14 protein-coding genes and 1 pseudogene are annotated in these 20,716 nt (G+C 69.5%); 9 read left to right on the forward strand and 6 right to left on the reverse strand.

Annotated features, from left to right (window positions below):
* Genes AB0B45_RS24540 through AB0B45_RS24550 form a run of 3 tightly spaced genes read left to right on the forward strand, consistent with a single transcriptional unit; the run spans window position 1 to window position 2,687 of the window.
* A complete protein-coding gene (locus AB0B45_RS24540) occupies window positions 1–621 on the forward strand; it encodes a class I SAM-dependent methyltransferase (protein WP_358134434.1) in 621 nt (206 codons plus the stop codon).
* A 14-nt stretch (window positions 622–635) separates the two neighbouring features.
* Entirely contained in the window at window positions 636–1,901 is a 1,266-nt protein-coding gene (locus AB0B45_RS24545) for a cytochrome P450 (protein ID WP_358134437.1), read from the forward strand.
* 3 nt (window positions 1,902–1,904) lie between these two features.
* Window positions 1,905–2,687, forward strand: coding sequence for an alpha/beta hydrolase (locus tag AB0B45_RS24550; RefSeq protein WP_358134439.1), 783 nt, complete (start codon window positions 1,905–1,907; stop codon window positions 2,685–2,687).
* A gap of 106 nt (window positions 2,688–2,793) precedes the next feature.
* On the opposite strand, the gene AB0B45_RS24555 is transcribed toward AB0B45_RS24550, so the two are convergent.
* The 6 genes and pseudogenes from AB0B45_RS24555 to AB0B45_RS24580 form a co-directional block, all read right to left on the reverse strand.
* The gene (locus AB0B45_RS24555) at window positions 2,794–4,581 is read right to left on the reverse strand and encodes a hypothetical protein (RefSeq protein ID WP_358134441.1); all 1,788 of its coding nucleotides are present in this window, start codon (window positions 4,579–4,581) and stop codon (window positions 2,794–2,796) included.
* 149 nt (window positions 4,582–4,730) lie between these two features.
* Window positions 4,731–5,834 (reverse strand): glycerophosphodiester phosphodiesterase, encoded by a 1,104-nt coding sequence (locus AB0B45_RS24560; protein WP_358134443.1) that lies wholly within the window; start codon window positions 5,832–5,834, stop codon window positions 4,731–4,733.
* Window positions 5,835–6,107: 273 nt separating this feature from the next.
* On the reverse strand, window positions 6,108–8,498 hold the full coding sequence (locus AB0B45_RS24565; protein WP_358134446.1) for an excinuclease ABC subunit UvrA: 2,391 nt from the start codon (window positions 8,496–8,498) through the stop codon (window positions 6,108–6,110).
* Window positions 8,499–8,691: 193 nt separating this feature from the next.
* Window positions 8,692–8,835 (reverse strand): hypothetical protein, encoded by a 144-nt coding sequence (locus AB0B45_RS24570; RefSeq protein WP_358134449.1) that lies wholly within the window; start codon window positions 8,833–8,835, stop codon window positions 8,692–8,694.
* Window positions 8,836–8,903: 68 nt separating this feature from the next.
* Window positions 8,904–9,029 (reverse strand): annotated as a pseudogene (locus AB0B45_RS24575) (VOC family protein); the annotation flags it as partial.
* Between the two features lie 175 nt (window positions 9,030–9,204).
* On the reverse strand, window positions 9,205–11,511 hold the full coding sequence (locus tag AB0B45_RS24580) for a hypothetical protein (protein WP_358134452.1): 2,307 nt from the start codon (window positions 11,509–11,511) through the stop codon (window positions 9,205–9,207).
* A gap of 800 nt (window positions 11,512–12,311) precedes the next feature.
* Here AB0B45_RS24580 and lanL point away from each other — a divergent pair.
* From lanL to AB0B45_RS24610, 6 genes are all read left to right on the forward strand, one after another.
* Window positions 12,312–14,975 (forward strand): class IV lanthionine synthetase LanL, encoded by a 2,664-nt coding sequence (gene lanL, locus AB0B45_RS24585; protein ID WP_358134455.1) that lies wholly within the window; start codon window positions 12,312–12,314, stop codon window positions 14,973–14,975.
* Window positions 14,976–15,255: 280 nt separating this feature from the next.
* Complete coding sequence (locus AB0B45_RS24590) at window positions 15,256–17,025, forward strand: ABC transporter ATP-binding protein (RefSeq protein WP_358134458.1); 1,770 nt, start codon at window positions 15,256–15,258, stop codon at window positions 17,023–17,025.
* A gap of 689 nt (window positions 17,026–17,714) precedes the next feature.
* Complete coding sequence (locus AB0B45_RS24595) at window positions 17,715–18,164, forward strand: SRPBCC family protein (RefSeq protein ID WP_358134461.1); 450 nt, start codon at window positions 17,715–17,717, stop codon at window positions 18,162–18,164.
* Window positions 18,161–18,499 (forward strand): helix-turn-helix domain-containing protein, encoded by a 339-nt coding sequence (locus AB0B45_RS24600; protein WP_358134464.1) that lies wholly within the window; start codon window positions 18,161–18,163, stop codon window positions 18,497–18,499. The genes AB0B45_RS24595 and AB0B45_RS24600 overlap by 4 nt, the downstream gene beginning before the upstream one ends.
* Before the next feature lie 223 nt (window positions 18,500–18,722).
* Window positions 18,723–19,535 (forward strand): SDR family oxidoreductase, encoded by an 813-nt coding sequence (locus AB0B45_RS24605; RefSeq protein ID WP_358134467.1) that lies wholly within the window; start codon window positions 18,723–18,725, stop codon window positions 19,533–19,535.
* Between the two features lie 7 nt (window positions 19,536–19,542).
* The gene (locus AB0B45_RS24610; RefSeq protein ID WP_358134470.1) at window positions 19,543–20,439 is read left to right on the forward strand and encodes an isocitrate lyase/phosphoenolpyruvate mutase family protein; all 897 of its coding nucleotides are present in this window, start codon (window positions 19,543–19,545) and stop codon (window positions 20,437–20,439) included.
* Window positions 20,440–20,716: the final 277 nt, after the last annotated feature.

Here is a 20,716-nt window from a genome sequence, read left to right on the forward strand (position 1 = left end):
ATGGAATTCGAAACAGTCCCATGGGACATCGGAGAACCGCAACCGGCGGTCGTCGAGTTCGAGGGCACGGGGCAGGTCGGCGGCGAAGTGCTCGACGCCGGATGCGGCGCGGGCGAGAACGCCATCTTCCTCGCCGCCCGCGGATACCGGGTGACGGGCGTGGACATCGCGCCCACCGCGATCGAGTGGGCACGGCAGCGCTCGCGCGACCGCGGCGCCGAGGTGGAGTACGCCGTCGCCGACGTCACCGACCTCCGCGGTTACGACCGCCGCTTCGACACGATCATCGACAGCGCCGTCTTCGACTGCCTCGACGCCGAGCAGCGCGACCGCTACGCCGCCGCGCTCCACCGCGCCGCCAAGCCCGGCGCCAAGCTGTTCGTCGTCTGCTTCTCCGACGCGCTGCCCGTCGAAGTCCCCGGCGTCTTCACGATCTCCGCGCAGAACCTCCGCACCACCCTGGGCGGCGCGGGCTGGACCATCACCGCGCTGCGCGTGGACGCCTTCCTGGTCACCGCGACGGCCAACGCGTTCTTCCGATCCGCCGGGCTCCACCTCGACACCGACGATCGCGGACGGGGACGACTGCCCGCCTGGGCCGTCGAAGCCGTCCGCGGCTGACCGGGAGACAAGCGATGACGATACAGCTGACCGACACCCCCGTGCCCGCCACAGGCCTGGACTGCCTGGACCCCGCCTACCAGCGAGACCCCTACCCCTTCTACCACTGGCTGCTCCGCCACGACCCGGTCCACCGGGGCAAGGACGGCACCTGGTACGTCACCCGCTACGACGATGTGCGCACGGCCATGAGCGACAAGCGCTTCGCCTGCGCCAACGTCCGCGACCACTGGGAGGAGATGGTCGGCCCCGGCGCGCTCAAGGAGGTGATGCGAGACACGATCTTCTTCGAGGACGACCCGCAGCACGGGTTCCTGCGCTCCCTCATCAGCCCGGCCTTCAAGCCCAAGCGCATGCGGGCGATGGAGCCGCAGATCCGCCGCGTGGTCGACGAACTGCTCGAACCGCTGGTCCCCCGCGGCGAGATGGACCTGGTCAAGGACTTCGCCGCGCCGCTCGCGCTGATCTTCATCTGCGAGCTGCTCGGCGTGCCGTACGAAGGCCACGAGAAGGTGCGCCTCTGGTCGCTCGACATCGCACCGACCCTCGATCTCGTCCCGACCGAGGAGGAGATCAGGCTCGGCCACATCGCCATGGGCGAGTTCAGCGACTACCTGGCCCAGCTGATCGCCGAACGGCCCAAGGGACCCAGCGAGGACCTCATCGGCGTCATGCTGGAGGCCCTGGAGGAGGGCAAGGGTGGCGGTGAGCGGCCGCTCACGCTGAGCGCCATCATCAGCACGATCATCTCGGTGGTCTTCGCCGGGCATGACACGGTGACCAACCAGATCTCCAACAGCATCCTGGCCTTCATCCACCATCCCGAGCAGCTCCGGCTGCTCAGGCAGGACCCGGGCCGCATGGCCGACGCGGTCAGCGAGTGCCTCCGCTACGACTCGGCCGTGCAGTCCAACAGCCGCAGGCTCACCGAGGACGTGGAGCTCGGCGGCGTCACGCTGCCCGCGGGCGACTTCGTCGTGGCCCTCATGGGCGCGGCCAACCGCGACCCGGCGGAGTTCCCCCACCCCGACCGCTTCGACATCACCCGTGCCGGCGTGCACCCGATGTCGTTCGGCGCGGGCATGCGCTACTGCCTGGGCGCCATCCTGGGCCGGCTGGAGATCGCCGCCGCCCTGGAGCGCCTCATCTGGCTGGACGACCTGCGCGTGACGATCCCCGAGGAGCAGTTCGTCTACCAGCGCAGCTCCATGTTCCGCGGCCTGGCCAGCCTGCCTGTCGCCTTCACCCCCGTCACCGACTACCCGCCCAGGAGGAAGTAGCTCATGCCCACGGTCCACGTGGCCGGCGCCAAGGTGCACTACTCACTCTCCGGCTCCGGCCCTGGCCTGATCATGCTGCACGGCACGCAGGCGGGAGCCGAAGCCAGCTGGGGCCACGTGGCCGGCAGCTTCGGCGACAGCCGTACCGTCATCACCCCCGATCTGAGCGGCAGTGGCAGGACCACGGACGGCGGCGCGCCCCTGAGCGTCGAGGGACTGACCGACCAGGTCGTGGCGGTCGCCCGCATGGCCCCGCCCGGTCCGGTGGACCTGGTCGGCGCGTCGCTGGGCGCCGTCGTGGCCGCCGCCACCGCCGCACACCACCCCGAGCTGATCAGGAGCCTCGTGCTCATCGCCGGCTGGGCGCACGGGGACGACGTACGGCACCGGCTGAACTTCGGGCTCTGGCGCGACCTGGCCCGGGCCGACTTCGACCTGTTCAGCAGGTTCGGCATGCTGCAGGGCTTCACCCCCGGCTACCTCAGCACGCTCAGCGACGAGGGGCTGAACGCCGTGCTGGCCGCCAACCTGCCCGCTCCCGGCCTGGCCCGCCAGATCGAGCTGGACCTCGAGGCCGACGTCCGGGAACTGCTGCCCAAGATCTCCTCTCGCACGCTCGTGATCGGGCTGGCCCGCGACCAGGTCGTTCCCGTGGAACGCTCGCGGGAGCTGCAGGCCGCCATTCCCGGCAGCATCTACGCCGAGGTCGACAGCGGCCACTTCGCGATCTTCGAAAGGACGGCCGAGATGGTCGGCCTGATCCGCTCCTTCCTCCTGACCGGTTGAACCCATCGGTCGTCAGCCACCTCTTGTGGCGTGTCGCATTGCGGGCGGCTCGCTCGCCATGTACGAGGACCCCGCCATCGCCGTGGCGGGGTCCTCTTCTGCACGCTCAGCGGATTCGGTAGGCCCTCAGGATCGCGAGCTCGGCGCGGTTGCCCGAAGCGTCGACGAGGGTGGCGCGCAGCGAGGCGTGACCAGACCTGGGGTGCACGACCGTCGCCGTCCACTGATCGCCCGCGCCCGCCAGGCGCACCGGCCGCCACAACCGGCCGTCGTCGTAGGAGATCTCGACGCTCAGCCGCCGCACGGCGCCGGGCGTGGAACCGTCCTGTCGCTGCACGTGGACCGGGAAGGAGAAGGGCCCTGACGCTGCCCGGTTGTACTCGTCCAGGTCGGGCGCGAACCGGACCACGGCCAGGGGCAGCCGCTGCTCCCCCGTGCTCGACTTGAACGTCCAGGACGCGCGGACCTCGGCCGAGAGGTCCGAGACGCCGCTGCGGCGGGCCGTGGTCGTCAGGCGGTAGGAGGCCTCGCCCGGGGGCACGGTGAAGGTGCCCTTACCGGGAAGCGCGGTGTGCCCGACCTCCCTGCCGTCCCGGTACAGGACGGTCGAGGCCCGGTCGACCGTGGAGCGCGCCTCCCTGATCGGGTTCTGGTCGGTGAACAGGGGGATCTCGAAGTCCAGGGTTTCGCCGGACCGTACCGCCCTGGTCCAGGACCACGGCCACGACGGCGGGAAGGACGGCCCGAACGCGGCGACGCCCCAGCTCTCGTCCGAGACCGTACCCGCCGTGAACATCTTGGGCCCGCTGTAGGTGATGATCTCGGGGCTGTCCCCGACCGCACCGTCGAACTGGCCGAACGACGACAGCCAATGAGTGTCGGGGATGTAGTACTCCCTGAGGGAGAACGGCAGCCGCGCCGAGACCAGGTAGTCCTTCTGGCCGACCTTGCCCCGGGCGGACGCGGCGAACGTGGAGTTGACGATCGCGAGGTCATCGTCGGAGATGCGCCGCACCAGGTCTTCGGGCACCCTGTCGGACTGCACCCACTGGAGGTGGTACAGGTACGGGCTGCCCGCGAAGCCGCCTGCGCCGTCGGGCTTGGCGAAGCGCCCGGCGACGTAGAAGGTGAACTGTCCGGGCGGCGCCGCCGTGGTGGAGGGACGCACCAGGGTGTTGTCGAAGTTCACGGCGTGATGCCCCTGCCCGACGAACCGGCCGTCCGGCGTGTACCGCTCGAAGATCAACGCGACCTCACCACCGACCGCTTCCGGCCGGTCCAGAGTGATGCCGACCGGCTTGCCCTCCGTGGCCACCAGGTCGAGCGTGCGGTCCCCGTCGACCACGAACAGCGGCTCGACGACGTGCGTGATGAGCGGGCCGGTTTCGACCTGCGCCTGCAGGTAGTAGGAGCCGCGCGGGAGCTTGGCCACCACCGTGCCCGAGGGGTCGTAAGGGGAGAATGACTGCTCCGTGTCGAGGCTGTTGAACACCGCCGACCAGGTCGCGGTGCGCCGGCCGTTGTGATCGAGCACGCGGATGGTGACGTCGAAGGTCTCCACCGCTGTGGCCGTGACCGCCGCCCTGCGCGCTCCTCCCGACTTGGTCAGATTGAACAGCTCACGGTCCCGTCCCGCGGCGTCGGACGGGACCACATAGGTGTCGCCGCGGTCCGTGTAGCTCCGGAAGCGCACATGCTCGCGGCCACGGGCGGGCCTGACCACCACGTCCTGTCCTCGTGGCGCGTCCGGCCGCAGCAGCACCCGGTCTCCGGTGACCAGGGTGATCCACTTCTCCTCGTCCGCTGCCGCGGCCGCGGCCGGCGACGGGCCGGCGACCAGCGCGGTCACGGCCAGCACGAAGAGTGATAACAGGGTCCTGAGCTTGCGTGACATCGCGGGCTCCAAGGCTCGGGGGCGAGCCGAGGATAACCCGCACGGGCAAAGCTGAATCTGAGATCTTTCCGCACTTCGCAGGAGGTCGCGCGGAGCTTGGCGCCTCGTCAGGACCGGCCTCACCGGTCAGCGACCGGCGAGGCCCCTCCTCACACCCCTGGGCGTGCGGGCCGCCCCGTGATCACGGCGCGGCCCATGCCGGGGTCGTCGCAGAACGCGCCGTCGATGCCGAGCTCCACCAGTCGGCTCAGCCAGCCCATCACGTCGCCCGTGGCCCGGGAGAAGACCGGGCTCGCCGGGTTGCCGAGCCGGTAGTCGAGGGGCAGCTGGGAGTTCTCGTTGCGCACGGTCCAGACGTGCACCTCCAGCCGCCTGCGGTGGGCGTCGGCGATCAGCGTGGTCGGCTGCTGCAGCCTGCCGTCCGCGCCCACGGGCACGACCCGGCGGGTGTCCACGCCGATCCCGTCGGCGTACGCGGCCACCTCGCGCAGCCCTTCCGGCTTGACCATGTCGTCATAGGTGCGCGGATCGCCGGCGGCGACCCAGTCGTACGGCGCTCCGCCCCAGGTGATCAGCTGGACCAGCGGCAGCCTGGTCCTGGTGCGCAGGTCGCGCAGGTTGGCGGTCTCGAACGACTGGATGAAGACCTTGCGCACCCGGTGGGTGTTCAGCACCTCGAGCAGCGGCTCCTCCAGCGACAGGCCGATGGAGTCGAAGTAGGTCGGGTGCTTGGTCTCGGGGTAGACGCCCACGCCGTGGCGCTGGGCGAGGCGGACGACCTCCTCGAACGTGGGGATCTCCGCCAGGCCGTCGAAGGCGGCGTTGTCGGGGCGCAGGTCGGGCACGCGTTCCTTGGCGCGCAGCGTCTTGAGCTCGGCGAGGGTGAAGTCCTCGGTGAACCAGCCGGTGACCGGCCTGCCGTCGATCGTCTTGGTGGTGCGCCGGTCGGCGAACTCGGGATGGGCGGCCACGTCGGTGGTGCCGGAGATCTCGTTCTCGTGCCGGGCCACCAGCACGTGGTCCTTGGTCGAGACCAGGTCAGGCTCGATGTAGTCGGCGCCCATCGCGATGGCGGCCTCGTACGACAGCAGCGTGTGCTCGGGACGGTGGGCGCTGGCGCCGCGGTGGCCGATCACGATGGGTGCATGCCCACGGCGCTCGGCCGTGGCGGGATTGGACTGGAACAGCACAACGGCGACCGTACCGCCCGTCAGGACGGCCAGCGCGCCCGCGAGTAACCTGCGGATCATCATGCGCGCACGGTAGACGGCCCGGGTGGCCCGGAGGTTACGGCCGGATGGTCACGGGGTGCCCGCGGGCAGGTCACCGTCGACTGCACAACCCGACGCTGGCGCCGCTGATCGCGGGCATGGACAGGGCCTGGCCCTCTCACCGAGCCAGGCGAACACCCTGTCCGAGGTACCTCCTGAGGGCGGCGGAAGCGGGGTCGGATCGGCCATCGGCGGGGTGGGGGACGAGTCGAAACAGGTGAGAGAACTCGTCCCACGGTGCCGCGAGGGCCTCGGTCAGGCGCCGACGTAGGCCGCGAGGTGCTCGCCTGTGAGGGTGGAGCGAGCGGCGACGAGGTCGGCGGGTGTGCCCTCGAAGACGATCCGGCCGCCGTCGTGGCCGGCGCCGGGGCCGAGGTCGACGATCCAGTCGGCGTGCGCCATGACCGCCTGGTGGTGCTCGATGACGATGACCGACTTGCCGGATTCGACGAGCCGGTCGAGCAGGCCGAGCAGCTGCTCGACGTCGGCGAGGTGGAGGCCGGTGGTCGGCTCGTCCAGGACGTAGACGCCGCCCTTCTCGGCCATGTGGGTGGCCAGCTTGAGCCGCTGCCGCTCGCCGCCGGACAGCGTGGTGAGCGGCTGGCCGAGGCTGAGGTAGCCGAGCCCGACGTCGGCGAGCCGGTCGAGGATGGCGTGCGCGGCAGGCGTGCGCGCCTCACCGGCGCCGAAGAACTCCTTGGCCTCGGTCACCGACATCGCGAGCACCTCGCTGATGTCGCGGCCGCCGAGGTGGTATTCCAGCACCGATGCCTCGAACCGCTTCCCCTCGCACTCCTCGCAGGTGGTGGCGACGCCGGCCATCATCGCCAGGTCGGTGTAGATGACGCCGGCGCCGTTGCAGTTGGGGCATGCGCCCTCGGAGTTGGCGCTGAACAGCGCCGGCTTCACGCCGTTGGCCTTCGCGAACGCCTTGCGGATCGGGTCGAGCAGTCCGGTGTAGGTCGCCGGGTTGCTCCGTCGCGAGCCGCGGATCGCGCCCTGGTCGATCGACACCACGCCCGCGCCGGCGGGGATCGACCCGTGCACGAGCGAGCTCTTGCCGGAGCCCGCCACACCGGTGACCACGCAGAGCACCCCGAGCGGGATGTCGACGTCGACGTCCTGCAGGTTGTTGGCGGTGGCGCCGCGGATCTCCAGCGTGCCCTTGGGCGTCCGCACCGTCTCCTTGAGGGTGGCCCGGTCGTCGAGATGGCGGCCGGTGATGGTGCCGCTGGCCCGCAGCCCCTCGACGGTACCCTCGAAGCAGACGGTGCCGCCCGCCGTACCGGCGCCGGGGCCGAGGTCGACGACGTGGTCGGCGATCGCGATCGCCTCCGGCTTGTGCTCGACGACGAGCACCGTGTTGCCCTTGTCCCGCAGCCGCAGCAGCAGGTCGTTCATCCGCTGGATGTCGTGGGGGTGCAGGCCGATGGTGGGCTCGTCGAAGACGTAGGTGGTGTCGGTGAGCGAGGAGCCGAGGTGGCGGATCATCTTGACGCGCTGCGCCTCGCCACCCGACAGCGTGCCCGCCGGCCGGTCGAGCGAGAGGTAGCCCAGCCCGATCTCCACGAACGAGTCGAGAGTCTGCCGCAGCGTGGCGAGCAGCGGCGCCACCGACGGCTCGTCGAGGCCGCCAACCCATTCGGCCAGGTCGCTGATCTGCATCGCGCACGCGTCGGCGATGTTGATCCCGCCGATCCGCGACGACCGGGCGGCCTCGCTGAGCCGGGTGCCACCGCACTCGGGACAGGTGGTGAAGGTGACCGCCCGCTCCACGAAGGCGCGGATGTGGGGCTGCATCGCCTCCTTGTCCTTGGACAGGAAGGACTTCTGGATCTTCGGGATCAGCCCCTCGTAGGTGAGGTTGACGCCGTCGACCTTCACCTTGACCGGCTCCTTGTAGAGGAAGTCGTGGAGCTCCTTCTTGGTGTACTTGCGGATCGGCTTGTTCGCGTCGACGAAGCCCGACTCGGCGTAGACCCGCACCGTCCAGAAGCTGTCCGACTTCCAGCCGGGGATGGTGAACGCACCCTCGGCGAGCGATTTGGAGTCGTCGTAGAGCTGGGTGAGGTCGATGTCGGTGACCGTGCCCCTGCCTTCGCAGCCCGCGCACATGCCGCCGGTGCGGGTGAAGGTCTGTTTCTCGGTCTTGCCGGCACCGCGTTCGATCGTGACCGCACCGCTCGCTCGGACCGTGGGGACGTTGAAGGAGAACGCCTGGGGCGAGCCGATGTGCGGCTGCCCGAGTCGGCTGAAGAGGATGCGCAGCATCGCGTTGGCGTCGGTGGCGGTGCCGACCGTGGAGCGGGGGTCGGCGCCCATCCGCTGCTGGTCGACGATAATCGCGGTCGTCAGCCCTTCGAGTACGTCGACCTCCGGCCGCGCCAGCGTCGGCATGAAGCCCTGCACGAAGGCGCTGTAGGTCTCGTTGATCAGCCGCTGCGACTCCGCGGCGATCGTGCCGAACACCAGCGAGCTCTTGCCCGAGCCGGAGACGCCGGTGAACACCGTCAGCCGGCGCTTCGGGATCTCGATGCTGACGTCCTTGAGGTTGTTCACGCGCGCGCCGTGCACGCGGATCAGATCGTGGCTGTCTGCAGCGTGCGGCGCAGGCGACTGCGCGTCCGTCCTCGTGGCGATGCTCATCGTGTCTCCATCTTTTGGGCGGAGCCGCCTCTGCGGTCTCCGTCGGTGTCGCCTGGCTCGATCTGACCGGCTTCGAGAGTATGTCTGGTTTCCTTCGCTTCGGCCCGTGAAGCCTATGGGCCCCGGCCACGCGGCGTACCGCGCACGCGGGTCGAGCCCGGTGCGCGCGGCGACGCCGGGAGGGGGTCGGCGCTCATCGGTCCTGAAGCAGCCCGAGGACGTTGCCATCGGGGTCGGTGACGGTGGCCACCATTGCGGCGTACACCGCCTTGGCCACCGCCAGGTCGGAAACGGGATGCAGCACGGTCTTGATCCCCTGGGTGGAAGAGCCGGTCATGGTCACTCCTGAAGTCGTGGGTCTGGTCGGGATCGTCTGGCTCAAAGACGAACGGGAAGTCGGGACTTCGACGTGCCGGGCCGGTCGGCGGGACCGTCCGTGATCCAGCGCATCCCGCCGCATGCGACGTCCTTTCGGACCTCGAGGCCTAGGGTGTCGCGCGGGCGGAAGCTCGCGTGAATGGCGATGTCCATGCCGGTCACACTAGATGCGCCTCGGTGATCGGCGCTTCTCGATTCCTGACCGGTCTGGCCACCGGTTCCGCGACGCACGACGGCGGGAGCTTACGTCCTCGACCTGCTCCCTGAGGTATCCGGCGCTCCATCGCCTGGCGCGGCCGGCACCCGCAGGATCGCGCAAACGTGGAGTTCACCTGCTGTGTCGCGACCGGCGCGGGTCGGTGAGTTCGTAGACCCAGCAGTGGCCCGTCCGGAACATCAGGGCGGCGAACCGGCCGAGCTCGGTCGTCCGCGCAGGGTACCTGTCGTCGACGAACAGCCACCGGACCCCGTACGTGTCCCGCAACCTGCCGACCGTCTCCGCCGTGGGATCGAGGAAGGCGGCGTCGTTGTCCGCCAGCAACTGCGGGTGCTGGAACGAGACGGCGCCCATGCCGGGCGCCCCTATCAGGGCAGCCCTGCTGTTCGCGCCGTTGATGTATCCCCAGCCCTCGACGAGGATCCTGCGCTCCGCGTACGCGGAGATCCAGAAGTGCCGATTGTCGCACGTGCCTGCCGGCGCGCGGCAGTGCGCGTTGACGGCGACGAGAGTGTCGGGAGAGGTGTGATCCCGCAGCCAGCGCGCCGCGATCACCCCGCCGTCCGGGACGGGCAGCCGTTCCGGGTCCCTGATCGGCGCCGGCTCCGTGATGCTCCACAAAGGATGCAGACGCTGCGCGCCGCCCGAATACAGCCCCCATCCCAGTGCGAATACCGGCACGACACACCACGTCAGGCCACGCCGTCCGGTCAGGACGAGCACCAGCGCGACGACTGCCGCCACCCCCACCAGCAGCGCGTACGGGACCGCCCGCCCGGTCACGACGTCCCCGCCCTGCGGCCGCGCGGTGGCGGTCCACGACTGGACGGCCCAGATGGCGACGGCTCCCGCCGTCAACGCGGGCAGGACCACCAGCCATGGCCGCTTCTGGGGCAGCGTGGCGGAAAGACCCGCGGTCGCGAGGATCGTCAGGTACGGCGTCGCCGACAGGAGAAAGTACCCCTGGCTCACCCCTGGGTGCCCGAACACGCACGCGGCGCCTATCCCCGCCATGCCGACGCCTGCGAGCAGTACCACGGCTGGATCTCTCCGCCATTGCCTGCGCGGCAACCCCGCGGCACCGCCCCATGTCGCCGCCCAGCCCACCACGTAGATCGCCACGACGAGCAGCAGCAGAACCGGCGGTTCACCCTGTCCGGGGAAAAGCAGCCCGACACCTGGGCCGAGCCTGGCCTCGTGCCACCGCATGAGGTGAAATGGCGCGAAGCGCAGTCCTTTGTCTTCGCCCTGGAACACCACGATCTGGGCGAAGACCACCAGCGCCAAGCAGAGACACGTCAGCACCGCCGCCGCCCTGTGCACCTGGCGATGCACGATCAGGTGGACGGTCAGGACGAGCGTCACGCCCGCCAGAGTCAGCGGAAGGAATGTGGCCTTCGCCCCGACCTCCGCGAGCATCAGCACCGCCACCAGCGCCCATCGCCCGTTCGACCCGCCCGGGCGACGTACCAGGTCGATCAGCACGAGCATCAGGGGCACGAACAGCAGTGCGCCGAAGGTCTGGGTGGGACTCACCCAGAACAGGCTCGGAACGCCACCGCTCGGCACCGGCCCGCCCGTCCACCCGTAAGGGTCGGGCTCGGTCACGAAGAACGTGATCACCACTGCCGCGACGCCCGCCCACCACCGTCCGCTCAGGCGATAGGCCGCCACCGCGATGAGAGCGGTGAAGGCCGCGATCATCGGCATCGGTGACAGCCGGAACAGCAGCGTCTGGAGCTCCAAACCGGTTGCCCAGCTGGTGGCCGCCAGGTCGGCGTAGACGAACCAGTGGTCGTGCAGCGCCTCGCCGACCACGTTGGCGAACATCGCCGGGACGTGATGCTTGACGTCGCCTGCCAGCGCCAGGTGATAGGGGATGTCTATGTACGGGTCACCGTTGCCCGGCCAGGTCAGCCCGTGACCTCGGAAGAACGTGGCGGCGCCGTACAGGATCGCGAACCCGACCAGGCCCGCCATCGCCCACGACCACCCCAGGGGCGCCCTGACCGATTCGCCACGGACCAGCCAGTGCCGTCGCAACGAGGGAACCGTGCCGAAGAGCAGGTAGGTCACCACGACCCAGGCGAGGTACGCCTGCGGGACGTCCAGCCAGCGCGCGGGAATGTAGGTCAGCACTTCCAGCGCGTAGCCCAAGGCCGTTCCCGCCGCGACATCGGCCACCGGCGACCGCGGCGTGCCGGAGAGTGCCCGCCACCACACCATTCCGGGCAGCGTCACGCCGACGAGGACGTAGGCGCAGAACACTCCGATCTGGGGCAGGGGCACGCCGTTGGCGTTGAGCGTCACGATCGCCAGCAGGGCGACGAGCGCGGCCGGTAGCCGGCGCGAGCGGAGCGGCCCCAGTCGGCGAGCGGGGACGGGAGGGACGACAGCCGAAGCGCAGACCTCAACCATGGGTCTCCTCACGGAAGCCGCCCGGCGCACGTCGGCGTGGCCGCCCCCTCGACGTACCGCTTGTCTCTCCCGCGCGGTCCTCGTCCACGTCGATCACGTGGACGATCAGAGGAACGAGCCGAGACCGCCGCCAAGAGCACGTTCAGGCCGAGGATGGGCGGCTTCCGTTCGACGGAAGGTGTACGGCACTCACGACGACCTCGCTTCGGGCTGAACCATTCATGGCCTGACTCCAGTCGGGACGCTAGCCGATGCGCCCACCGGCCCGAAGACGCAGGACGGGCAAGATTCATTCGTTTGGCCTGATCTTTGCCCCCTGGCTGCTCGACGACCAGCCCGCCGCCGCGACCGGGCATCTCCCGTCAGGGGTCTGGTGCGGAGATCGCGCAGACGACTTCGACCCGCGCAGTCCGCGGGACCAGCATGCGCGTCTCGGCGAAGGACCGTCGAGCCTGCGCCGGCTCACGGCGACGACCGACGAAGCTCGTCAGTTCGAGCACCAGGTTGCCATCCGTGACCATCCCTCACCAACGCGCCAGGTCAGGGCGGGGGGGCAAACCCGACTGGACGGCGTCGCCTGTCCACTTCATACGCACGTCCGTGAACCCGATTTCCGGACCATTCAACGGGCGGAACAAAAAGGCGGAGAAACACGACCGATAAATGGGACGGCACCCCCTCCGGCCGGGAAACCAGCTTTCACCTCGCATTCAATTCATTTTCCATTCATTTGCAAGGGCGCTTCGCGACTCTCGGTTCCGCAGGAAAGCGGCGACGAGTGGAAGTGGGTTCACGTGGGTATGCGTTCGGAAGACCCGGCCATTCTGCGCGACATCGTGACCGCCGAACTCGGGCGCGCGGGCGCGCAGGACTGGTCGATCGCCGAGGACGACCTCTGGTGCAAGGTCACCCCCGACGCCTACCCGATGCCCGACCAGGGATGGAAGCTGCACGTCTCCGCGACGATGCTCTCCGCCCCGCTGGCGCTCGCCCGCGTCTCGCGGGTACTCACCGAGGCCCGTTGCGCCTTCAAGTTCCCCGCCCGGCTGAGCGACTACTGGAAACTCCTCGAACCGCACTGCAGCCGTGCGCAGGCCGGGAAGTTCATCACCGTCTATCCCCTCGACGACGCCGAGTCGGTGCGCCTGGCCGCCCTGCTCGACGACGCCACCCTGGGGCTTCCCGGCCCGGTGATCCTTTCCGACCGTCCGTACCGGGCAGGCGGGATCGTCCACTACCGCTACGGCGCCTTCAGCGGGCACCGCGTGCTCGGCAACGACGGGTTCTACGAGATCCGGCTGCGTTCGCCGCAGGGCCGGCTCGTTCCCGACGAACGGCGGCCGAGCTTCTCCCCGCCACCGTTCGCGACCTGCCCGTTCGAGGTTCCGGCGGCGAGCCGGCGCCCGCGGGCGGCCGCGGTCATGCTCAACGACCGGTTCATCGTCCGCGAAGCCGTACGGCATGCGAACCGCGGCGGCGTCTACCTCGCCGAGGACACCACCACCGGCCACGACGTCGTCGTCAAAGAGGGGCGTCCGCACGCGTGCGCCGATCTGAGCGGCCGCGACGCGCGAGATCGGATCGCGGCCGAACGTTCCTGCCTGGAAGACCTCGCCACGGCCGGGATCACGCCGGCCGTGGTGGACTTCTTCGAGCAGGGCGGCCACACCTTTCTCGTCGAAGAGTTCGTGCCAGGGATCACGCTGCAGCGCTGGTCGGACGAGAACGCCGGACCGCTGGGCGAGGACGGGTTCGGCAACGCGGCGGCGCAGGTCCTTCCTGTCATCAGCCACCTGACCGCGTTGCTGAAGGCGCTGCACGGCCGAGGCTACGTGTTCGGCGACCTGTCGCCGAGCAATGTGATGCTCTCGCCCGGCGGCGAACTACGGCTCATCGACCTGGAACACGCGGCCGTGCCGGGCACCACCGTCATGGTGGGCGGGACTCCGGGCTACCTCGCCCCGGAGCTGGCGGGCCACACGGGGGAGTTCCGGCCCGCCCCGCACACGGGCGCCGACCTCTACAGCCTCGGCGCGATGGTGTACTTCCTGGCGGTCGGCGCCCACCTGGACCCGCCAGGCCCCGACCGGGCGGCCAGGGTGGCAGCGGTGGCAGCGGCCAACCCCACGCTCGCCCTGCTGCGGCCGCTCGTGGAAGGCCTGCTGGCGACAGAACCGGAGCGGCGCTGGTCGCTGGACAGATGCCTTCGCTTCCTCACCGCGCTCACACCGGAGCGGGCCACCCTCCACCACCAGGCCCGGCCACCGCAGCGGATCGACCGCCTGATCGACGACGGGATCGCGCACCTGGTGGAGACCATGGACACGAGCGAGGACGCCCCGTCGCCGTGGCCCAACGCCGCCGACGGCATCGAGGCCGATCCGTGCTCGGTCAACGGCGGCGCTGCGGGAATCCTCAGCGTCCTGACGCGGGCCGAACCGCAGGCGAAAGCGGCCGCCGAACTCGCCCGCTGGCTGAGGCGGCGGCTGGCGGCCGAGGACGACGTCTGGCCGCCCGGCCTTCACTTCGGGCGCTCCGGCGCGGTGTGGGCGCTGTACGACGCGGCGACGGCCATGGGCGACGCCGAGCTGGCACGGTTCGCGGTGCGGACAGCGCGGCAGCTGCCGACCGACCACCCCAGCTCCGACGTGACGCACGGACTGGCCGGATGCGGCATGGCGCTCTTGCACATCGCACTGGCCTCGGGTGATCTCGCGCTGCGGGACCGCGCCGCCGAGACCTTCCAGAACCTGCACCAGGCGCGGTCATACAGCAGCGGCCACCCGCAGTGGCCGACGCCGCAGACGTTCGACTCGGGCCTGGCCGGGACCAACCACTTCGGTTTCGCGCACGGCATCGCCGGCATCGGGACCGCGTTGCTCCACGCGGGCCGGGCCCTCCACCAGCCGGACTGGACGGCGACCGTCCACGAGATCGCCCGCACCCTCCACGAACACGCCGAAGTGGACGGCGACACCGCCTGGTGGCCGACGCAGCGCGGCGACCTGTCGACGGTGCGCCCGCGCCGGCCGTACTGGTGCAGCGGCTCCTCCGGGATCGGCTCCTTCCTCGTGAGGTACTGGCGCGCCACCGGCGACCCGCCCGCGTTGGACCTGGCGCGCAAGGCCGCGGCGGCCGTGCACCGCACCCGATGGCAGTCAGGGCCGGTGCCGTGTCACGGACTGCCCGGCGACGGTGAATTCCTGCTCGACATGGCCGACTTCACCGATGACGACCGCTACCAGCGGTGGGCGCGAGATCTGGCCGGATGCCTGGAGATCCGCGCGGCCGACCGTCGCGGCCGCCTGCTCGTCCCCGGACCCCATGGAGACTTCCCACCGACTTTTCTCGCCGGCACGGCGGGGATCGTCGCCTTCCTCCTCCGGCTGCGCGACCGGTCCGCCCGGTTGTGGATGCCGGAGGAGGCCCCCAGGCTCGCCGCTCCCGCAGCGGGACGGCGATGACAGACGGCCGCACCACGGGCGGCCCCGGCATTCACAAGGAGGTGAACGACCATGTCCTTCGACGTTCAGGACCTGCAGGCGCTCCAGGAGCTCGAGCCCGGCGCCAACGAGGCGCTCCGGCTGACCCACTGCATCAAGCACTTCGGCTGCACCGACAACTGACAGCCGAACCCGCCCGCCCGGACACGGGCGGGCGGGGCTCTGTTCGATCACCAGACGTTCGATCACCAGACGTTCGATCACCAGACGTTCGATCACCAGACAAGGACAGGCCCGGCCCGTGCACGATCGTCCCCTCTCCGCTTCGGAGAAGCCTCCCGCCCCCGGGACCTGGCGCAGGGTCGTGCGGCTGTTCATGCCGCACCGGCCCGCCATCTGCTTCGTCGTCCTGCTCGTCGTGGCCTACTCCGCTCTGAACGCCGCCGTCCCGTTGCTGACCCAGCTGGTCTTCGATCGGGCGCTGTTCGGCGCGGGCGGCCCCGACCTGCCGCTGCTCGCGCTGATCGCCGGCCTGGCAGCGGCCACCGCCTGCGCGGTGGGCGTGGTGGACCTCGGCCAGACGTGGGTGTCGGCCCGCGTCGCGCAGCAAGTGGTGCACGCGCTGCGCGTGGAGCTGTTCGGCCGTCTCCAGCGCATGTCGCTGGCCTTCTTCGCCGCGACACGAGGCGGCGAGATCCAGTCGCGCCTGGCCAGCGACACCGCTCAGATCGAGCACGCCGTCAAGGACACCCTGCCCAGCACGCTGTCCGGCGTCATCGGATTCGTGGCCGCGGCCGGCGCGATGGTGGCACTGTCACCCCTGCTCGCGGGCGCCGCCCTGATCCTCGCGCCGATCGTCGTCTGGGTGGCCTCCCGATCCGGGCGAGCGCTCAAGAACCTGTCGGAGGTCAGCCAGCGCTCTCGCGCGCAACTGTCGTCCATCGTGGCGGAGCGGCTGTGCCTGGGCGCCGTCATCCTGGCCAGGGTCCACGGCAGAAGCGCGGACGAGGCCACCAGGTTCGCCGCAGAAAGCCAGCGGCTGATCCGGCTCGGGGTACGCTCCGGACTGGTGGCCCAAGGGGTGCTGAGCGCGGGACACGTCTTCTTCGTGCTGACCCCCTATCTGGTGTTCGTGGCGGCGGGACTGTCCGACGGGATCACCCCAGGCACACTGGTCGCCTTCACCGTGCTGCAGGCCAGGCTCTACCAGCCCCTGTGGCAACTCCTGCACATCTCCACCGAGTTCCGCTCCGCCCAGGGAGCCTTCGAGAGGGTCTTCGACTACCTCGACATGGAGCCCGAGCCCGGGCCTGATCCGCGGCCAGACCCCGCCCTCGGGCCCGGCGCGCTCGCCGTCCGCGAGGCCACTTTCCGGTACGCAGCAGGGGAGCAGGACCGTCCGGCGTTGGACGGCGTGAACCTCACCCTCCCGGCCGGATCCACCACGCTGGTCGTCGGCCCGAGCGGCTCGGGCAAGACGACGCTCGGCCACCTGCTCGCCGGCCTGCACGCGCCCACCGAGGGGTCGGTCCGGATCGACGGGGCAAAGATCGGCCGTCCGTCACCCGGGCAGGTCTGCATCGCCACGCAGGAGTCCTTCCTCTTCCAGGGGTCGATCGCCGACAACCTCCGATACGCCGCCCCCGACGCCACCGCGGACGATCTCGTCCGCGCCTGCCGGCTCACCCGCATCCACGAGCGGATCATGGCGCTCCCTGACGGCTACGACTCGCTGGTGGGGGAGCGGGGGGCGCTGCTGTCCGGCGGCGAACGGCAGCGCATCGCCCTGGCCCGCGCGCTCCTGGCCGACGCGTCAGTGCTGGTACTCGACGAGGCCACCTCCGCGCTCGACCCGATGACCGAGCTGGAGGTCGTCGAGGCGATCCTGGCCGAACGGGCGGGACGGACGACGGTGATGATCACCCACAGGTTCGGCGTGTTCGAGTCCTTCGACACCGTCGTGGCCCTGGACGAGGGCCGGGTAGCGGAACACGGAGATCGCCTCGACCTGCTCGGCGACCGGCACGGGTGGTACGCGCGGATGGTCCGCGCCCAGACCGGCGCCGCATAGGCCCTGTCATTCGCCCACATGGGCGGCTTGCGCGCATCAACTGGGACGTCAGCGTGGACGCGCATAGCCCGCATGAAAAACCGCTTCTCATGGTACGGCTTGCGCTCACTCACCCCGTCGTCCCAGCGCACGCAAGCCCGCCAACCGGCCGTAACGCTACAGATCTCGTCGATCGCATTCCGATTTGAGGTGTGCCAACGAGGGCGGGCGCACGTGGGCGTGAACGTGCTGTCGAAGAGCGCGCCGACGGAGGCAGCCCGCGGGACGTACTGCCGTCGTGCCTGAGCGATCCGCACCTCAGCACGGCCGCCACTCCTTCACCCAGATCCGCTCGCGGCAGATGTAGATGAGCTCGCCGCCACTCTCACCAGCCGTCCTCGGGGTCGTGGGTCCGGCCCCATGCGTCACCGGTCGACCGGTCGAGTTTCCACACCATGCCGCTGCGCCCCGAGAGGTGATCGGCGATCTCTCGGATGGCCGGGCAGTCCAGGCCGGCGTGCTAGAGCGCCCGGGCGTGTTCTGATCCCTACGGCTCATCGCAAGGCGCCTCTGTCAATCGAAGGTCGCCGTCGCCTGGTCAAGCGCTCCCCTGCGTCGACCTCACGGTCGTTACGCAACACAAGGTTGCGGATCGCCGGCGCGACTACTAGAGTCATGCGCAACCGATGGTTGCTTATTGGAGGTCCGTAGTGGAGTTCGGAAAGTTGGAGCGCGAGATCCGCATCGACGCGGCACCGGAGATCGTGTTCGATGTGGTGAGTCGTCCCGAGCACATCAAGATGTGGTGGTCCGATGACGCGTCGTTTGAGCCTGCGCCAGGCGCGGTCGGCGAACTGGTGTGGGGCGACCGCGCTGGGGTTGAACCGATCACGGTGGTCGACGTGGATCCGCCCCGCAAGTTCGCGTTCCGCTGGATCGCTCCTGGTGGTCAGCTGCCCGATGCAGACAACTCTCTCCTGGTCACCTTCGAGCTCGAGCCCTTCGGTGACGGCACGATTCTGCGCCTGACGGAGAGCGGCTGGCGGGAGAAGGGCTGGGAAGCCGCTGTGCTCGAGGAGGCCTTCCACGACCACGAGCGCGGCTGGGACATGTTCCTGCCAAGACTGCAGAGCTACACCCCTTCCGTGGTGGCGCAATGACCGTCGCCGTCGATGACGAACTCTGGTCGGCGATCGGCGACCCGATCAGGCGCCGCCTGCTCGACCTGCTGCTCGCGGAAGGAGTCGGTACGCCGACCAGCCTGAGTGATCGTCTCCCGATCTCGCGCCAAGCGGTCACCAAGCACCTGGGCGTCCTCCATCGCGCAGGCCTCGTGCACGCGACACCGATGGGCCGCGAGCGGCGCTACGAAGTTGACGAGGCGCAGCTCACCCGCGCCGTCCGGCAACTGAATGAAGTCGGCAAGACCTGGGATGCGCGACTGAACCGCATCAAGCGCATCGCAGAACAGATCCAGCGTCAGAAACACGACTGACCAACAGGCCGCCGGAAGAGATCTCCGGCGACCGCCTCGACCGATGTCGGCGCCCTGTCGACGTCGCACGTAATGAAACGGAGTCTGATCATGGGGCAGCCACATGTCCACGTCGAGATCACTGGGCCCATCTGGTGGACGCGACAGAACTCGCAGCGGCGACCGTGTGACCATCGAGCCCGCGTAATCATTCGGAAGAATCAATCACCTTTGGAGGACACATATGAGTGGATTGCTGCTTGGCGATAAGAACGCTGTGATCTATGGAGGCGGGGGCGCTATCGGCGGCGCAATCGCACGGGTATTCGCCCGGGAAGGCGCGAGGGTCTTCATCGCCGGGCGGACGCAGGCGCAGCTCGACGCCGTGGCGCGTGATATCGCCGCCACGGGCGGAACAGTCGAGACCGCGCAAGTTGACGTTCTCGATCAACAGGCGGTCGAAAAGCACGCCGATGCGATCGCGGCGACGGCCGGCAGCATCGACATCGCCCTCAACGCCGTGAGTGTCATGCACGACCAGGGGACTTTGCTGGCGGACCTCTCGCTGGAGGAGTTCATGCGGCCGATTGATGGCTTTCTGCGGACGCTGTTTATCACAAGCAAGGCTGTGGCACGGCATATGGGTCGCGAGCGTCCTGGCGTCATCCTGACTTTGTCCGAGCCGGGTTCCAAACTGGCTGTAGGCGGCATCTTGGGGCACAGCGTGAGCGCGGCCGGCAAGGAGGCCTTCTCGCGGGTTCTGGCCGCGGAGCTGGCACCCAGCAACATCCGGGTGATCGGCATCCGTCCACACGCTGTCGTCGATGCGCCGGCAGCGGGTTCCTACACCAAGGACCTCTTCAAGGAAACCGCGGCAGCGGCCGGGCAGTCGGTCCAGGAATTGCTCGAAGGCGGGGGGATGGTGCAGGGGACGCTGCTGAAGAGGCTGCCTACGCTCTCTGAAATCGCAGAGACGGCCGCGTTCCTGGCTTCAGATCGAGCTGGAGCCATGACCGGAACAATCGCCAATCTGTCCGCCGGCGCACTTGTCGACTGAGACCGCTATGTCCGATCAGGCCGACAAGGCCAAGCTGCTTCGTTCCCTGCACATCCCGGGCGCTCCGCTGGTACTGCCGAACGCCTGGGACGTGGGCAGCGCCCGCGCCGTCGTCGACGCAGGCTTCCCGGTGGTCGCGACCGCGAGCAACGCGATCGCCGCCGCTCTGGGCTACGACGACGGTGAGGGTGCCCCGAGCGAGGAGATGATGTTCGTCGCCCAACGAATCGCAGCCTCCGTCGACGTGCCGGTCACCGTCGACGCCGAGGCTGGCTACGGGATGGCGCCGGAGGAGCTGGTCGAACTGCTGAGCGGGATCGGAGTCGTCGGCTGTAACATCGAGGACAGTGATCACGCCAACGGCGGCCTGATCGACGTCGATGTCCGCGCCACCTACATCGCACAGATGCGCGCAGCCGCCGACCGTATCGGGGTGCCGCTGGTCATCAATGCCCGGATCGACTCCTTCTTCCCTACCTCGCCTCTGGCCGAGAATCAGAAGCGTGCCGATGCGATCAGCAGGGCTGAGGCGTACTGGTCGGCTGGCGCTGATTGTGTGTTCCCTCCCGGAGCCGGGCCGGACGACCTCCGGGCCATCGTCGCCGAGGTCGGCGCGCCGGTGAACGCTGGTCTTCCGCTGAAACGCGGGTCGCTGGACGAGTTTCGTGCAATCGGTGTGGCCCGGGTCTCCGTGGGGCCCCCAGCTGTACCGCAGCGCACTCGACCACCTGCACACCGATCTCCAGCCTCTCTTCGAGGCATGGAAGTGACGGACCAGCTTGACCTCTCCCACAAGCCGACTCTCCACGGGGACTTCGTCGACTCCTGCCGTGCAGGTGGGAGGCCCGCTCACGGTCGCTGTCGGGTCTGTGACCTGGCGGGTGCGCTGACCGGCTTCGCATGAGCCGGACGATCAGTTCGTGAGCCGCCCCGCCAGGAGAAGGAAAGGCGCCTCCAGCGGGGCATGGTCTCATGCTGGCACACCCCCGGCACGCTCTGCCGTCACCGGTAGCGCGGCGATGCGGTGGCGGGCGATCGCCTCGGTCGGGTCGGCGTTCTCCTTGCGCCGCTTGATCGGCGCGGCCAGGTTTGGCGGCGCCGCGCACCGTCAGGTCGCGGCTCTCGGAAGCGCTGCGGGCAGCGGCCATAAGCGTGGTTCTTGCCTGCGCCAGCCACGGCGA

This window comes from Nonomuraea sp. NPDC049152, from assembly GCF_040648355.1.
Lineage (GTDB): Bacteria > Actinomycetota > Actinomycetes > Streptosporangiales > Streptosporangiaceae > Nonomuraea.

Bases quoted from the DNA above. Each gene is read 5' to 3' on its own strand.
- AB0B45_RS24555 (WP_358134441.1), bottom strand. From the start codon at position 4,581: ATGTCACGCAAGCTCAGGACCCTGTTATCACTCTTCGTGCTGGCCGTG.
- AB0B45_RS24600 (WP_358134464.1), top strand. From the start codon at position 18,161: ATGACCGTCGCCGTCGATGACGAACTCTGGTCGGCGATCGGCGACCCG.
- AB0B45_RS24550 (WP_358134439.1), top strand. From the start codon at position 1,905: ATGCCCACGGTCCACGTGGCCGGCGCCAAGGTGCACTACTCACTCTCC.
- AB0B45_RS24580 (WP_358134452.1), bottom strand. From the start codon at position 11,511: ATGGTTGAGGTCTGCGCTTCGGCTGTCGTCCCTCCCGTCCCCGCTCGC.
- AB0B45_RS24540 (WP_358134434.1), top strand. From the start codon at position 1: ATGGAATTCGAAACAGTCCCATGGGACATCGGAGAACCGCAACCGGCG.
- AB0B45_RS24545 (WP_358134437.1), top strand. From the start codon at position 636: ATGACGATACAGCTGACCGACACCCCCGTGCCCGCCACAGGCCTGGAC.
- AB0B45_RS24565 (WP_358134446.1), bottom strand. From the start codon at position 8,498: ATGAGCATCGCCACGAGGACGGACGCGCAGTCGCCTGCGCCGCACGCT.
- lanL (WP_358134455.1), top strand. From the start codon at position 12,312: ATGCGTTCGGAAGACCCGGCCATTCTGCGCGACATCGTGACCGCCGAA.
- AB0B45_RS24560 (WP_358134443.1), bottom strand. From the start codon at position 5,834: ATGATGATCCGCAGGTTACTCGCGGGCGCGCTGGCCGTCCTGACGGGC.
- AB0B45_RS24610 (WP_358134470.1), top strand. From the start codon at position 19,543: ATGTCCGATCAGGCCGACAAGGCCAAGCTGCTTCGTTCCCTGCACATC.
- AB0B45_RS24570 (WP_358134449.1), bottom strand. From the start codon at position 8,835: ATGACCGGCTCTTCCACCCAGGGGATCAAGACCGTGCTGCATCCCGTT.
- AB0B45_RS24605 (WP_358134467.1), top strand. From the start codon at position 18,723: ATGAGTGGATTGCTGCTTGGCGATAAGAACGCTGTGATCTATGGAGGC.